The sequence below is a fragment of the Scytonema millei VB511283 genome, from assembly GCF_000817735.3.
Taxonomy (GTDB): Bacteria; Cyanobacteriota; Cyanobacteriia; order Cyanobacteriales; family Chroococcidiopsidaceae; genus Chroococcidiopsis; species Chroococcidiopsis millei_B.
In genome coordinates, this window is sequence record NZ_JTJC03000001.1 from 423114 (window position 1) to 438690 (window position 15577).

The window sequence follows — 15577 nt, forward strand, 5'->3', positions numbered from 1 at the left end:
AGAGCCGTGCCTTGAATGGGCAAATTAATTGATGGATTTGAATCATCAGGAGACTCTCACAATGAAACATTTGTCAATGTTTGGCTTAGCTATTGCCGTATTATTGTCTGCACCTTTAGGCGATCGCATCGTTAGCGCCCAACAACAGCCAAAAGCAACAGTTCAAAACATTCAATCTCAACGCCCTGTACAGTTAAATCTGATGGCAGAAAAGAAAGTCATGCAGAAAGATGCTCAGGGCAAGCCAAAAGTGTCTTGGCAAGCAATGCGGGGAAAAGTTACAGTTTTTCCAGGGGACGTGATTCGCTATACCGTGCGTGGTGCTAACAGTGGCGATCGCCCAGTCAAAAATCTCGTATTAACTCAACCGATTCCCAAACAGACGACGTATATTTTGAATTCTGTCACTGTCAATCATCCTGGGGTTGCGGTTACTTATAGCATCGATAATGGCAAAAGCTTCGTAGCAAAACCCATTGTAAAAGTCAAGTTGGCTGATGGTAAGGTTAAAACTGAGGCAGCACCAGCAGAACTCTACACTCACATTCGCTGGAAATTTGCCCAAGCGGTTGATTCTACCAAAATGCTTGGTGCGGCTTATCAAGTCAAGGTGAAATAAATTCGGAATTCGGAATTCGGAATTTTTACACGAGCATCGATCCCCCTAAATCCCCCTTCACAAGGGGGGACTGTGAAAGAGCGATCCCCCTAAATCCCCCTTCACAAGGGGGACTGTGAAAGAGCGATCCCCCTAAATCCCCCTTCACAAGGGGGACTGTGAAAGATTGAACCCCCCTTTTTAAGGGGGGCAGGGGGGATCTAAAACTCTACTAGGTTAAAACAATACTGCTCAAATTGCTTCTGAAATAAAAGCGATCGCCATTACACGATTGACCTAGTTCAACATTAGCTTGTCCTGCGATCGCGGGCAAACAAAACAATAATTCTCCGAACGCAAATGCAACCTCCGAACCGATTTTTTAATTATTGGTTGCGACCAATAGCAACAGCTCTTTTAGCTGGGGCTTTCTTAGAAACTTTACTAACTGGTCTTATTCAAGCAGGGGTAGCAGTTCAAATTACTAATCAAGCAACTTATAGCTATGAGTTTGTTAACGATAAATCGGATAATACACAATCAATTCAAACTATAACTAATCAAATTTCTACCTCAATTGGAGGATTGATCGATCCTTTAGGAAGAATAACAGGTTGCGCAGGTGAAACTTTGCCTGACTATACAGGATTTAGTATTGGTTTATACGAACCAAATCCTCAAGATTCAACTGGCACAGAAATTGCCGAACCTGCGGCTTTAACTCGTACAGAATCCCCAGATATTTCTGGTAATAATATCGCTAAGGGATTAGAGCCAAATACAGAAAATAGCAATCCTTTTTTCCTCACTAATGGCAAAGAAGGAACTTATAATTTCCTCCTCGACCCTCAGCGGGGTCAGTTGGATCGCGGTAAAACTTATATCTTATTAATCCGTCCCCCCAGTAAATCAATTTATGACGAGCGCCGCATCAAGCTAGTCATTGGATCGCGGGACGATAAAGTTGTTGCTTATACCGCTATCTCTTTGGATGGCAAACCAATTAGTGCTACTGACAATCGCACGTCTATTAATGGAACGATTGATATTGAAAATGCCGAACGGATCGGATTAGTCTTAGCCGTTTTGGATTTGAATACAAGCGTCTGTCAGGCGCAAGAAGTACAAGTTGTCAAAACAGGCGATCGCGCTACAGCCGAGCCTGGAGATACAGTTATCTATCGTCTCTCAGTCAAAAATCTCAGCAGCAGCCCGCTGAAAAATGTTGTCGTCACCGATACCTTACCTCTAGGTTTTACCTTTATACCTAAATCCGTGCGGGCAGAGTTGGGCAAATCTCCAGTGGCGATCGCATCAAGTCACGATGGCAGAACGATCTCTTTACGTGCAGAGGGAATAGAACTACCAAGTAACGCTACCAACGAGCAAGTCCTGAGTATAGCTTATGCCGCAGTCCTCACGACTGATGCAGTTCGCGGTACGGGTGAAAACTTGGCAAACGTAGCCGGACAGCGCATTGATAACAACCAAACAGTAAAAGATGGTCCCGCCGTTCACAGATTACGGATTAACCCAGGCATTTTGTCAGATTGCGGCACGCTGATCGGGCGAGTATTTGTAGATAAAAACTTTGATGGCGAACAGCAACCAGGAGAACCAGGAGTTCCCAATGCGGTGATTTTCATGGATGACGGCAACCGTATTACTACCGATCTTCAAGGACTATTTTCTGTTGCCAATGTCATTTCTGGTTATCGCACGGGAGTTTTAGATTTCAGTAGCGTCCCTGGCTACACCTTAGCTCCCAACCGCCGTTTTATCGAACGCAACAGTCAATCCCGCTTAGTGCATTTAGAACCGGGTGGCATGGCACGGATGAATTTTGCTGTGACTCCACTCGAAAAGGAGGCAAAGCCTAAATGACGTGGAGAACGCGATTTTTCAATGCCTTCCTGGTAGTCACTACAGTGAATGCGATCGGTTTGTTGATTCTGCCTAAAGTTGCTAGAACAGAACCACTGCCAACTCAAACAGAATTCGGCACTTACGTAGCAGCATTACCAATCGAACTGAGGCAAGTACAGCGATCGGTGACAGAAAAGCGCTGGCACGATTATATTACAGCATTACTTGCCCAACCTGAGACATCTGTACCCGTAGAGAATACACAGGAATTTGGTACTTACATAGCAGCATTACCGATTGAAGCCGTTGTAATACCACCTTCAGAAACAGATCGTCAATTACAACAATTGCTGGTGGCATTCCTGGCTTCACCTGAGACAGCAACAGTAACTACGCCAGCTTTCGGTAACGACATAGTTGCATTACCGATCGCCTTAGATGGAGAACAGACAGTCACGGATTTTCCCGAGGCTGAAGTTGCATTACTCTCCTTGCCAGAGACAACGCTACCAACTGCAACTGAAGCAGAAACTAACACTTCATCTGAGAACGTACCAACAGAAGCGATCGAACAAAATACGAATATCCCATCCCAGAGCGTACCGCAATCTGAGGCTGAACAGAAGTATGCTAACTACCTGATTGCATTACGGGAACAAGGTCAACCACCAAATTCGGAAAATACCGATTCTCAGACGACTGCCACTCCAACTTCAAGCGATCTAAAAATTCTTTCGCCGCAATCGAACGAAGTCTTGGACGTGCCAGCGACTACAGTGACCGTGCAGTCTCCCGCAAATCTTCCCGTGGAACTGTCAGTCAATGGCGAATTAGTTGATACATCTCTCATTGGTGGCACGGAAACAAACAACACGGCAAATTCCGTGACGCAGACATGGTACGGCGTACCACTCCACCAGGGAGAGAATAACCTCACAATTAAAATTAAGACTGGCGATCGCACTGGAGAATCAACGACAGTTAAAGTCTACGTGCGCGGGAATACCAAACAAATCACCGTCCAAACTCAAGAATCGCGAATTCCTGCTGATGGACGCTCGACAGCCACGATCCAAGGGCAGTTACTTGATGAGAAAGGTAATCGTGCCAACGAAGATGCGATCGTGACTCTTGATGCTAGTGCTGGAGAGTTTGTCGGTACGGATGCTAAGCCTGATCGCCAAGGGTTTCAAGTCCTGGCACGCAAAGGACAATACACGGCTGAGCTGCGATCGGGACTACAGGCTCAAACAGTCAGAGTTCGCGCTGAAGCTTTTCAGCTAGAAGCATATACCCAATTTCAATTTGAAACGAATCTGCGCTCTAGTCTAGTCACGGGTGTGGTTGACTTGCGTTTAGGTGCTAGAGGAACTGATTTTTACAAGAGTTTTCGCGACTTTTTGCCCCCCGACGAAGACAACCGTACCGAACTGAGTTTCCATACAGCAGTTTTTGCCACTGGTAGAATTGGCGAATGGTTGTTTACCGGAGCATATAACAGCGATCGCACGCTCAACCAAAAATGCGATGGCACTTCCGGTTTGTTTCGAGATTACCAAGTCTGCGATCGCAATTATCCCGTCTACGGCGATAGTTCTAAAGTTGAGGCTGTCACCCCTTCTCAAGATAGTTTGTATCTGCGCTTTGAGCGATCGGCATCCATTCCTGGGGCTGAGCCTGACTATGTGATGTGGGGTGACTACGATACAAAAGAGTTTGCTCGCTCGTCACAAGAATACACTGCGACTTCTCGCAACCTCCACGGGTTCAAAGCAAATTACAATCTAGGCGATTTTCAACTCTCAGTATTTTACGGCGATAACGTGGAAGGGTTCCAGCGCGACACGATCCCGCCTGATGGTACGAGCGGTTATTATTTTCTCTCGCGACGCTTGCTCATACCTGGAAGTGAAAACATCTCGATTGAAGTCGAAGAACTCAATCGTCCAGGTACGGTATTGTCGCGTCAACAACTCGTTAGAGGTACGGACTACGATATCGACTACGATCGCGGCACGTTGTTATTTCGCGAGCCAATTTTTCGTACGGCTGTCGATGACAACGGACAAGTTTTGGTGCGGCGAATCATTGCAACCTATCAGTACGAGAGCCAGGAAAAGGACAATCGCATCTACGGTGGTAGAGTCCAATACAACATCTCGCGACAGTTGGAAAATGAAAGTTGGCTCGGTGCAACTTATTTAAAAGAAGAACGTGGCATTCGCGACTTTGAACTTTACGGTGCAGACGCGCAAATTGCGATCGGTGACAAAATCCATTTAATTGCCGAATACGCTCACTCTCAAAACGATTCAGAAATGATGGGAGAAGTCAGCGGTTCGGCTTATCGGCTAGAAGCTGAGGGAGAGATCGCCCGAGGAATTCAAGGTCGAGCTTATTGGCGCTCTACCGATACAGGCTTTAGTAACAACGCTACAACTAGCTTTGTCCCCGGACAAACTCGTTATGGGGCGCAGGTTACAGGACAGGTTACGCCAAAAACTAACGTTCGGTTGCAATATGACCATGAAGATAATCGCGGCATAGCACCTCAACCATTAGATAATTTTACCGATCTATTCTCACCCCGTTTGGAAGCAATTCCAGGTAGTAAGGTTGACAACTCGCTAACGACAATTACAGCTGGAGTGCAACAGCAGATTGGTAAAGCCGACCTGACATTGGATTGGGTGCATCGGCATCGAGAAGACCGGATCGAACCGAATGCTTTGAGCGGTACTTCAGACCAATTGCGATCGCGTCTCAAGTTACCTTTAACTGAAACTCTCACTTTTTTAGCTCAAAACGAACTGACCATTTCTAATGAAGAGGATGCCGTTTATCCAGACCGCACGATTGTAGGTTTAGATTGGAAAGTTGCACAGGATTTGAGTATTCGCTTATCGCAACAGTTTTACAGTGGCAGCCAGAATGATGGTAACTCGATTACCAGTCTCGATTTTATCGGCGAACGCAAATTCGGTACGGATACCACTGTCAACGGGCGTTACTCCATTTTAAATGGAGGTGACGGAATGACAACACAGGGCGCGATCGGCATCAAGCAAGGTCTTACCATTGCCCCAGGATTAAAGCTGGATTTAGGATACGAGCGTGTCTTTGGTAATTTCTTCAGTCGAACTGGCGCAGGTAAGCAGTTCGTGCAACCCTTTACCACGGGACAAAGTGCCTCTTCGATTGGCGTTGACTCAGGTGATAACTACCACATTGGTTTAGCATACACGCCTAGCGACGATTTCAAAGCTAGCGCTCGTTACGAACATCGGAATTCTTCTGGTGGTTCCAATACAGTGATTTCCGCAGATGTAACGGGAAAAATTTCGCCAGCGCTGACAGGGTTAGTGCGCTACCAACAGGCGAATGCTTCTAACCAAAGACTTTCGGGGTTGGGAGATACAGCTAATTTGAAGGTAGGTTTAGCATATCGCGACCCGAATAACGATAAATTTAATGCTTTGTTACGTTACGAATATCGCAAAAATCCCTCCACAATTCCTGACACGATTTTATTTGGCAGCGGTACGGGTTCCAAAGACCATACTTTTGCCTTAGAAACTATTTACGCTCCTAATTGGCGATGGGAACTTTACGGCAAGTATGCAATTCGTCACAGCACATCTTACCTAGCTGAGGATTTAGTTAACTCTAGTACGATTAATCTCGGGCAATTACGGGCAACCTATCGCTTAAATAACAAAATCGATTTGGTAGGTGAAGCTCGTTGGATTAATCAACCTTCAGAAAATCACAGCGAGACGGGTTTTGTTGCTGAAGCAGGTTACTATCTGACACCAAATCTGCGGTTATCGGCAGGATATGCGTTTGGTCATGTGAATGATGATGATTTTAGCGGTTCGCGTTCTGCTGGCGGGGCTTATTTTGGCTTGACTGTGAAATTGAACGAATTGTTTGATGGGTTTGGGTTGCAAAAGCCCGTACCTGCACTGAAGAAAGCAGGGGAGCAGAAGAGCAGGGGAGCAGAGGGGCGATCGATCCCCCCAACTCCCCTTAAAAAGGGGGGCGAAAGTCGTTCGACTCCGCCGCAAGCAAATTCAGAGGCGATCGCTCCTAATACTGTTCCAGAAAGAAAGGAGGAAACAACTCAGGGTCAGTCACTTCTAGACAAAGAAACAACTTCAACTTCATCAGAATCTACAGAAGGTAAATAGTTATGAGAAAGGTTGAGTACGCGATCGCTCCAGGTATGTTAAAGGCTAAGGAAAGAGCGATCGCGACAATTTAATCAGGTTAGAGGAAGGATTGGCAACTATATTATTATGAATAAACCCGTACTGTTAAAAAAACTTGCTCCAATTAGCTTAACTGTTGTTGGAGTACTTTTATGTTATCCCCTGAAAGCAAATGCCACTCCCAACTTACAAATTAAGCCCATTTCCTGGGACATTATCGGTCTAGATAGTAATAAACCCGCTATTGAAGGACCAAATGTTTTTAATATTGGAGCGAGGGTCTGCAATCTCGGCACGTCTGCCGCTAAAGATTTACAAGCGAAGATTAATCTGGGTTCGGGAACGGGGAGTGCTTATATTTCACTTCTCGGTCTGAATACTCTGAATCTTAATTATTTACCTGCTGGAGGTACTGGCTCAACATTTCATAATATTGGCAATACTGGTCCAACTCCAGCTTACTGCGCGGATTTTTATTTCAACGTTGAGCTTCAGCGGATTCTAGCTGCTCACGGCACGTATAGAGAATACTATATTGAGGCGACTGGTAAAGATTTAATCGGGACTCAGCTAGCGACAATTACAACTCCTCAACCTCGCCGTCTGTACGTTGAACAATTAATCGAGCAGAATCGTAATAAGGTACTAACTTTCACAGGTACAACTACCGTACAATCGGGAGATATTGTAGATTATACGGTAACAGGTGAAACTGCACCTGGAGGCTACGAACAGTTAGTTTTTGCTACTAACTTTCCCAACACTGTTTTTCAAATTATCAAAGTTAATACTAATTACACAACACCTTCTCTTGCAACTAATAACTCTATTTATGGTGATGCTTGTGGTTGGGATTCAGATCCTAATTCTAGTTTTTACCGAACTTGCAATAATCCAAGTATTCCTGATGGTTATACAGGGGGAAAAGTTGGCGATAGCTTTACCGCAAAATACAAAGTAAAAATTATTAGTACTCAGAGTCAAACAATCGGTGTTTCCAGTTTAGTTTATGATAAATCTGGTAGCAGTTATCACTACAATACAACTTACAAAATCCCCCCCGACTATGATATTAATATTAATGTTACTCCTGCTGTTACGGCTGATTTAAGTTTAACTAAGACAGTCAATAAATTACTGCCTAGTGTAGGTGAGAATGTCACCTTTACCATTAACGTCAAAAACGATGGTCCTGACAACGCTACAAATGTCAAGGTTCAGGATATTTTACCTGCTGGACTAACCTACGTCTCCTCTAATGCTGCTGTCACCTTTGGCGCTACGACTCCTACCTATCTCAGCGTCAGCGATTACAACGGAGGTTTTTACACTTCTAGTACGGGGATGTGGGATATAGGTACAATTCCCAAAGGTGCTACGGCAACGCTTCAGATTGTAGCAACAGTCAATACTACTAATGCCATTACTAATACTGCTGAAGTCAACGCCAGCGACCAAACCGATCCAGATTCTACCCCCAATAACAATATCGTGACTGAAGACGATCGCGCCGCTGTAACTTTTAATCAAAGGGTATCCATTTCTGGTACGGTTTTTGAAGATGTCAACTATGGTGGTAGTGCAGGGCGAGACTATACCACTGCTAACAATTCAGCCACAGCCTCCGGCTTCGCTACAGGCGTAATTCGCCGCCCAAATGCGCGGGTTGAGTTATATAACTCGGCAGGCAATTTCTTGACTTCCACTCTCACCGATACTAACGGCGCTTACACCTTCACTAATCAACCGGGGAATGCAACTTACACGGTGCGCGTGGTTAACGGTACTGTAACCTCTGCCCGTTCTAGTTCGGGAGGTACGCTCATTCCGGTACAGACTTATCGTTCTGATGCCAGCACGGGAACTGTAACTGCGGTTGCGGATCGGGTGGGTGGAGAAAACCCAGTATTAGTTGATGCAGGTAATGGTAGTACGACCTTAGCCGCACTCACTACTGCTACAACCACTGCTCAATCGATCGCCCAAATTAATGCTGGTGCTAGTAATATTACAGGTGTAGACTTCGGCTTTAACTTTGACACCATAGTTAGTACGAGAGATTCCGGTCAGGGCAGCTTGCGCCAGTTCATTATTAACAGTAATGCTCTCCAAAATACGAGTCTGGCTCAAGTCGGAGTGCTTTCCGGTAGGGAAGAGAGTATCTTCATGCTTTCCGATGGTGCAGCTCATCCAGGCTTACGGGCGGGATTATCTAACCAATTTAGCGGTGGTGTAGCAACTATTAATCTAGTAACTGCTCTACCCGCGATCGCAAATGCAGTTGGCAGTACTAACGCTAACCGAACTAGTATTGATACCAGAACCCAAACTGCTCTGACTGGAGACACTAACGCACCTATATTTAACAACACGACTGGACCAGAAATTGTCCTCAACGTCGCTGCCGGTCCAGGGCTAGAAGTGCAAGCTAGCTTTACTTTTATCAAAAATATCGGTATTACTGGTGCCAACGGTACAAGTACGGCAGGTGTGGGAGTCTATTTCAATGGTGCGGGGGCAGTTAACTCACGGCTAGAAAATTCTACTATTTTTAGTCATGATAACTCAGGTGTAAAGTTTCAAAGTGCCACTAACGTTCACGTTAACTCGAACATCATTCGTAATAATGGCGTGACTGACCCTCTTGCTGATGGGGTCGAACTGATTGGCGCTAGTAGCAATAACGTCACTGAGAATATCATCATCAACAACCGAGGTTACGGGATCGATCTACATACTACTACCAACAACAACAACAACTTAAGTAGCAACCAGATCGCGAACAATGGCACGCCCGACGACACTCAGGATGCGGGAATTGGTATCCGCTTAGGTAGCAATAATCTGATCGGTCAAAATACGATCGCCAACAATCTCGGTGATGGTATTGTCGTTGCTTCGGGAACAGGCAACCAAATCACGGAAAACTCGATCTATAGTAACGGTGAACTTGGCATCGATTTGGGCGGTGGTAGCGAGGGTAATGGCGTGACGCTCAATGATAATGGTGATAGCGATACGGGTGCAAATGGTTTATTTAACTTTCCAGTTCTGGAGAGCGCTCAGCTTTCAGGTGGCAACTTAATAGTTAAAGGTTTTGCCCGCCCTGGCTCAAAAATTGAATTTTTTGTCAAACAACCCGATCCTTCAGGTTTTGGTGAAGGGCAAGAATATCTCGTGACGTTGATTGAAGATTCAGCAGACGATACCGATGCGACTACTGGCACTTATACTAGTCCGTTCAACGGTCTCAATCAAGGTACTGACACCACGAACCGTTTTGAATTTTCAATCCCGTTAAGCAGTCTACCTAACACAGTCACAACCGCTGACAAACTTACTGCAACTGCTACCTGTCTCACCAGCAGCAATTGCTCTAGCGCCCCAAATGGCAGCACTTCAGAATTCAGCGGTAATATTACCATTACTGGTAGCCCTCATCTATCGCTCGTCAAACGCATTACTGCTATCAAGGGCGTTCCTTTCTCCGGGTTTGATGGGATTGCTACCGATCCAAATAATAATGGCGATCTCGACGAGGACGTGAATTGGACTTTACCGCTTGATGACTACTTAAGCGGACGGATTGATGGCGGTTTTGTCCAACCAGGAGAAGAAGTCGAATACACGATTTACTATCTTTCTACTGGTTCGACTACAGCTCAAAATGTGTTGTTTTGCGATCGCGTTCCTGCGAATATGAGTTTTGTTACTACTGCGTTCGATAGCTATCCCGTGCAAGCATCTGGGGGGTTACAAGCAGTAGCGCGGGGGATTCTCTGGCAATATAACGGGATGACTGAATCGTTAACAAATGTCAGTGATGGAGATACGGCAATGTATTTTCCCCCAGGAGTTGAGCCGAGTAGTGTTTACCCTAATATTAATTGTCAGGGTAGCAATACCACGGGGGCGATCGTGGTTAATTTAGGCAATTTACCCAACGTGACTGCGCCTGGAATTCCTACAAATGCTTATGGATTTGTGCGGTTTAGGGCTAAACTCAACTAGTTCGATCTATGCCTATTATAGCGGTTTTCAATTGGGTGAAATATATGATTGGTAAGGGCGCACAGCTGTGCGCCCTTACCAACGTCATCTACGCAATCGAGAATTGCTATTAGTAGTTTTTTCCCTAGTAGCTAATTGCCTGTTAAATCTGGGAAGACTAAATACAGATTCCATAAGCCGATCCCCAGATATGAGTTACTGCTTGAATCCAGACTGCCAGAACCCCCAAAACTTAGATGGGAGAAAGTATTGTCTCGTCTGTGGCTCCAAGTTACTACTCAAAGACCAATATCAAGCAATTAAACCAATCGGCAATGGTGGTTTTGGACGCACCTTTTTGGCAGAAGATGCCAATCGTCTCAATGCCCTTTGCGTGATCAAACAGTTTTTTCCTCTGCCCCACATTCAAGGCAATATTGAGGCAATGGCAAAGGCTACTTTGTTGTTCAAGCAAGAAGCCAGACAGTTATTAGAACTAGGAGAGAAACATCCGCAAATTCCAACTTTATTCGCCTATTTTGAACAAGAACAACGCTTGTATCTGGTACAACAACATATTGACGGGCAAGATTTAGAAAAAGAATTAGAGCAGCAAGGAGCGTTTAACGAAGAACAAATTCGGGCGCTGATGAATAGTTTACTGCCCGTACTGCAATTTATTCACCATTGCGACGTGATTCATCGGGATATTAAACCGACAAATATTTTACGTCAAAAAGTTGATAACAAATTCGTCTTAATCGATTTCGGCGTGGCAAAACAACTTGCTGGGACAAGTATCTCTGCGGCTAGTACCAAACCAGGAACGGAAGGATATGCCCCCATCGAACAATTGCGCGGTGGTAGGGCGTTTCCCGCCAGCGATATTTACAGCTTGGGTGTCACCTGCATTCGCTTAATGACAAATGCAGAACTCGATGAAATTTACAATCCTTTAGAAGGCAACTGGATGTGGCGACCCTATTTGCAGCAAAGGGGTATTGATGTCTCAGAGCGATTAAGCAATATTCTCGATCGAATGCTGCAAGAATACGTCCAGCGTCGCTATCAATCGGCAGAAGAAGTACTCAAAGACCTCAGCGAACCAATTGTCGCACCAACAGCTATAGCATCAGCACCAGCGATCGCCGCCTCAGCAGCCACAGCACCACCACCGCCACCACCACCACCGCCACCACCACCGCCACCGCCAGTAGAAATTAAACATTGGCAGTGCGTGCATACCCTAACCGGACACTCGGGACAGATTCGAGCAGTTGCTATTAGTCCAGACGGACAGTTAGTCGCCAGCGGCAGTGCGGACAAAACAATTAACATCTGGGAGTTGGATAGCGGCAGTTTAGTTTACTGTCTGAGAGACCATAGCAACTGGGTGCGGGGATTGACTTTTAGTCCTGACGGCAAATCTCTCATCAGTTGTAGTGCTGATAAAACTGTCAAGATCTGGAATGTTAATAGTGGCAAACTGATTCAAACCCTAGCCGGACACGCAAATGGAGTCAGCGCGATCGCGACGAGTCGTGATGGTAAGGCGATCTTTAGCGGTAGTGACGATGGCACGGTGAAGTTGTGGGATTTATATACAGGTAATCTCATGTATACCTTGACAGGACACTCCGGTTATGTGTTATCAGTTGCCAATAGTCCAGATGGTAAAGTTTTAGCTGGAGGCTGCGGCGAAGTTATTCGGTTGTGGGACTTATACAAAGAAAAATGGATTGGCGATCTGACGGGACATTCTGGTTGGGTGCGATCGATTGTCTTTAGTAAAGATGGACGTACCATCGTCTCTGGCAGCGAAGACGGCACGATTAAGTTGTGGCATGATAGCAAGCTAACTCACACGCTAGAAGGTCATACTAGTCGTGTTAGCGGTGTAGCTTTGAGTCCGTTGGGAAGAATTATTGTCAGTGGTAGTGGCGATAAAACGCTCAAAGTTTGGCAATCTGAAAATGGTAAGTTTGTTAAAACTATTGGCAGCCATGATGATGCTATTTGGTCAATTGCTCTAAGTCCTGACGAACAGGCGATCGCTTCTGGGAGTGCTGACAACACTGTAAAAATCTGGCAATGTCACTAAACTAGGAGTTATGGAGACGCGACACGTTGTGTCTCTGCAACGTTTTTCCGTGCTATCCATGCCCAAAAAGCAAAAATTCCCCTATCTCGTTGGTTCCAAGTGGACTTCCCAGCAAAAAATGTTTGGCTGGAGGCACTTTCAAGTGGTCAATCGCAAAAATCAAGGCAAGTGGGTGTTTGCGGAAATGGTCGCCGCCTGCGATCCCGAGGCGCGATTTTGGATCAACGCAAATTCGCTCAAAGACCGTTCTCAGTGGCTGGCAGGCTGGCAATCTCTACAAGAGATGGCAGAATTAGAAACCGCTGATGTATAGAGGGTTTTTCCTAAATTTGGACGATGTGATTCGCTATACTCCAAAATGAGAGTAGAAGCATTCTTAGCCACTTGTTGGAATCCTGTTTATGACATCCTATGCAACCTCCTCGGCTAAAGCCGAAATGAGCGAATTGCGGCGACTCAAGGGTATACTGCCCCCAGAACTGCAAAGTTGGGTAACTGTCGAGGGAACGACGGAAGTTAACCCACCCCTGATTCGGAGTGAAGAAATTGGCAGCGATCAGGTGGAAATTCAAATCGACTTGATTAAGTGGGATGCGCTGGCGATCGATCAGCGGAATTTGCTTTTTTGGCATGAAGTGGCGCGAATTCAAAATGATACCATTCCCAAAGATGGTTGGGAAATGGCAGCACTAGCGATCGGTTTGGGTGGCGCGGTCGGCGAACTTTGGGTACAGGATGGTTTGTTATTGTTGCTAGCAGTGGCGCTATGCGGCGTGTCGGGATATCGGCTGTATCAAAAGAATAATGGCGAAAAGCAGGTCAAAGAGGCAATAGAGGCAGACGAAAAGGCGATCGCCTTGGCAACTCGTTTCGGTTACACTCTACCCAACGCCTACAAAAGTCTCGGCAGTGCTTTAAAAACCTTAATCGAGCAATCACCAGGCAAGCGACAAAAAGCGAAATACGAAGGTCGCTTGCAGGCACTCAAGCGTAGCGCTAACAAGGCAAAAGCCAAAACAAAAGCTGCACCAGATGACATGATGTAATTGTAGGGGTGCATAGCACCAGAAGAATTGATGTGACGGTAGGGGCGCAAGCTGTGCGCCCTTACAAGAATTACAATTGGTTCAGCATCTTATGAGTTTGGGGAATGACGCGGACTCGTTTGAGTTCTCGTTTCGTTAGCGCTTGCCAATGCAAGACTTGGGCGGGAGTGGGTGCTTGAATGGGAATGCCCCCGAACTGCTGGGATGGCGTGAGTGGGGTAGCGGGTTGTAGAAATACGGGAATTTCTGGATTGACGGATGCAACTAGTTTAGCTGCCGTGGCTAAATCTCGCTCGTCCGTTTGACTGGAAACGATCGCTTTGATAAATACTTCTACGCCTGCTTGGTGACAGGCTTGCAAAAATTCTGCGTGTTCGTTCCAGCGATCTTCGCCACTGACGCTGGGTAGTTTGATGTCCATGCCTACCGAGTCAAGGTAAGGTAGGATGAGTTGCAGTTGTTGCGGACGATGACCTCCGGTTTCGAGATAGATCGGAAGTCCAGTTGCACGACGGACTAGGGGCAGGAATTCTACTAGGAAAGGTGCGTGTAGTAATGGTTCGCCTCCCGTAAGGCTGATGCTGTCGTGTAAGCCTGGGGAGTTTTGCCGTTCTATCCAGGTTAACAGAGTATTAAGCTGTACGGGGTTGGTGTGGGTTTCAAAATCTCGCAATCCAGGCGATCGCTCGACGCAACAAGTTGATGGTACGCTCCAAGTATGAGCGCTATCGCAGAAATGGCAGCGTAAATCGCACAAGGCAAATCGGATAAAGATTTGCCGCGTTCCGACGTTTAATCCTTCGCCTTGAATGGCGGAGAAGATTTCGATCAGGCGGGCGGTTGTCATGTGTCAGGATGGGGCAGTAGCATCAAGTTAAGTTTTAAATTAGGTCTCGCCTAGACGCGCAGCGGCTTCTCGTAGAGTAGGCGTAAAGGCGCAAAGGTACAAAGAAGATGTATTTTGCCCTCACTCCTCGCTCCTCACTCCTCGCTCCTATTACTAGGCTTCGTTACAATGAAATTGGGAATTGAGTCGAGATTAAGTCTCTTATTGTGTTAGATCTCAACCATAGCTCGGAGTACACTACAGTAAAGCGCGAACGGGTTTTAAGCTGGCTGTCAGAACACGTACCGCAGTCCCGCATCGACCATATTCTTAGGGTAGAGCAGATGGCGGTAGAATTGGCTGAGCATCACCGTCAAAATGTGGAGAAGGCGGCGATGTCGGGGCTAATGCACGACTTGGCAAAATATTTTAAGCCCGCTAAGCTGCTGGAAATGGCGCGTGCTGAAGGGTTAGAGATCGATCCCGTGATGGAATTGCATCCTCACTTGTTACATGCTGATGTCAGCGCGATTGTCGCGAGAGATACTTTTGGGGTGCAAGATGAAGAAGTATTGCAGGGGATCGCCAATCATACTTTGGGCAGACCAGAAATGACGGAATTGAGCTGTATCGTGTTTTTAGCGGATAGCATTGAGCCAGGTAGAGGCGATACCCCTGAGTTAAAAGCTTTACGACAGATGAGTTATCAAAATTTATCTCAAGCTGTTTGGCGTACCTGCGATTATTCTTTAAAATTTTTAATAGAGACTCATTGTTTAATTCATCCCCGCACGATCGCGACTCGAAATTGGTTTCTGAACTGGGTAAAAAGCAAGCACCACTCTCCGCACATGCTTAAATGAAGAAATAGTTTCGCTCTGTCTGAAGTTGTACATTTGACAATTATTATGAGCATAGTTGCTCTTTTGTTTTAGATAA

The 15577-nt window shown here is 46.0% G+C and carries 9 protein-coding genes; 8 read left to right on the top strand and 1 reads right to left on the bottom strand.

The window, feature by feature from the left end:
* Nucleotides 1-61: 61 nt before the first annotated feature.
* The 7 genes from QH73_RS01960 to QH73_RS01990 all read left to right on the top strand — a co-directional run bounded on the left by QH73_RS01960 (nt 62) and on the right by QH73_RS01990 (nt 13812).
* Nucleotides 62-619 (top strand): DUF11 domain-containing protein, encoded by a 558-nt coding sequence (locus QH73_RS01960; RefSeq protein WP_039717319.1) that lies wholly within the window; start codon nt 62-64, stop codon nt 617-619.
* A 339-nt stretch (nt 620-958) separates the two neighbouring features.
* Nucleotides 959-2482 (top strand): DUF11 domain-containing protein, encoded by a 1524-nt coding sequence (locus QH73_RS01965; RefSeq protein ID WP_039715025.1) that lies wholly within the window; start codon nt 959-961, stop codon nt 2480-2482.
* Complete coding sequence (locus tag QH73_RS01970) at nt 2479-6654, top strand: hypothetical protein (RefSeq protein ID WP_039715026.1); 4176 nt, start codon at nt 2479-2481, stop codon at nt 6652-6654. Before QH73_RS01965 ends, QH73_RS01970 begins: the two co-directional genes overlap by 4 nt.
* A gap of 108 nt (nt 6655-6762) precedes the next feature.
* Entirely contained in the window at nt 6763-10686 is a 3924-nt protein-coding gene (locus QH73_RS01975) for a right-handed parallel beta-helix repeat-containing protein (RefSeq protein ID WP_039715027.1), read from the top strand.
* 190 nt (nt 10687-10876) lie between these two features.
* Complete coding sequence (locus QH73_RS01980; RefSeq protein WP_039715028.1) at nt 10877-12766, top strand: serine/threonine-protein kinase; 1890 nt, start codon at nt 10877-10879, stop codon at nt 12764-12766.
* A gap of 58 nt (nt 12767-12824) precedes the next feature.
* Entirely contained in the window at nt 12825-13079 is a 255-nt protein-coding gene (locus tag QH73_RS01985) for a TIGR02450 family Trp-rich protein (protein WP_039717320.1), read from the top strand.
* An 88-nt stretch (nt 13080-13167) separates the two neighbouring features.
* The gene (locus QH73_RS01990) at nt 13168-13812 is read left to right on the top strand and encodes a DUF3318 domain-containing protein (RefSeq protein ID WP_039715029.1); all 645 of its coding nucleotides are present in this window, start codon (nt 13168-13170) and stop codon (nt 13810-13812) included.
* A gap of 70 nt (nt 13813-13882) precedes the next feature.
* Here QH73_RS01990 and QH73_RS01995 read toward each other — a convergent pair whose 3' ends face one another.
* Complete coding sequence (locus tag QH73_RS01995; RefSeq protein ID WP_039715030.1) at nt 13883-14659, bottom strand: 7-carboxy-7-deazaguanine synthase QueE; 777 nt, start codon at nt 14657-14659, stop codon at nt 13883-13885.
* Between the two features lie 206 nt (nt 14660-14865).
* On the opposite strand from QH73_RS01995, the gene yqeK reads away from it, so the two are divergent.
* Nucleotides 14866-15501 (top strand): bis(5'-nucleosyl)-tetraphosphatase (symmetrical) YqeK, encoded by a 636-nt coding sequence (gene yqeK / locus QH73_RS02000; protein WP_052289957.1) that lies wholly within the window; start codon nt 14866-14868, stop codon nt 15499-15501.
* Nucleotides 15502-15577: the final 76 nt, after the last annotated feature.

Excerpts from the sequence above, each read along its gene's own strand:
- QH73_RS01990 (WP_039715029.1), top strand. The coding sequence starts at position 13,168 with ATGACATCCTATGCAACCTCCTCGGCTAAAGCCGAAATGAGCGAATTG.
- QH73_RS01980 (WP_039715028.1), top strand. The coding sequence starts at position 10,877 with ATGAGTTACTGCTTGAATCCAGACTGCCAGAACCCCCAAAACTTAGAT.
- QH73_RS01970 (WP_039715026.1), top strand. The coding sequence starts at position 2,479 with ATGACGTGGAGAACGCGATTTTTCAATGCCTTCCTGGTAGTCACTACA.
- QH73_RS01965 (WP_039715025.1), top strand. The coding sequence starts at position 959 with ATGCAACCTCCGAACCGATTTTTTAATTATTGGTTGCGACCAATAGCA.
- QH73_RS01995 (WP_039715030.1), bottom strand. The coding sequence starts at position 14,659 with ATGACAACCGCCCGCCTGATCGAAATCTTCTCCGCCATTCAAGGCGAA.
- QH73_RS01960 (WP_039717319.1), top strand. The coding sequence starts at position 62 with ATGAAACATTTGTCAATGTTTGGCTTAGCTATTGCCGTATTATTGTCT.
- QH73_RS01975 (WP_039715027.1), top strand. The coding sequence starts at position 6,763 with ATGAATAAACCCGTACTGTTAAAAAAACTTGCTCCAATTAGCTTAACT.
- QH73_RS01985 (WP_039717320.1), top strand. The coding sequence starts at position 12,825 with ATGCCCAAAAAGCAAAAATTCCCCTATCTCGTTGGTTCCAAGTGGACT.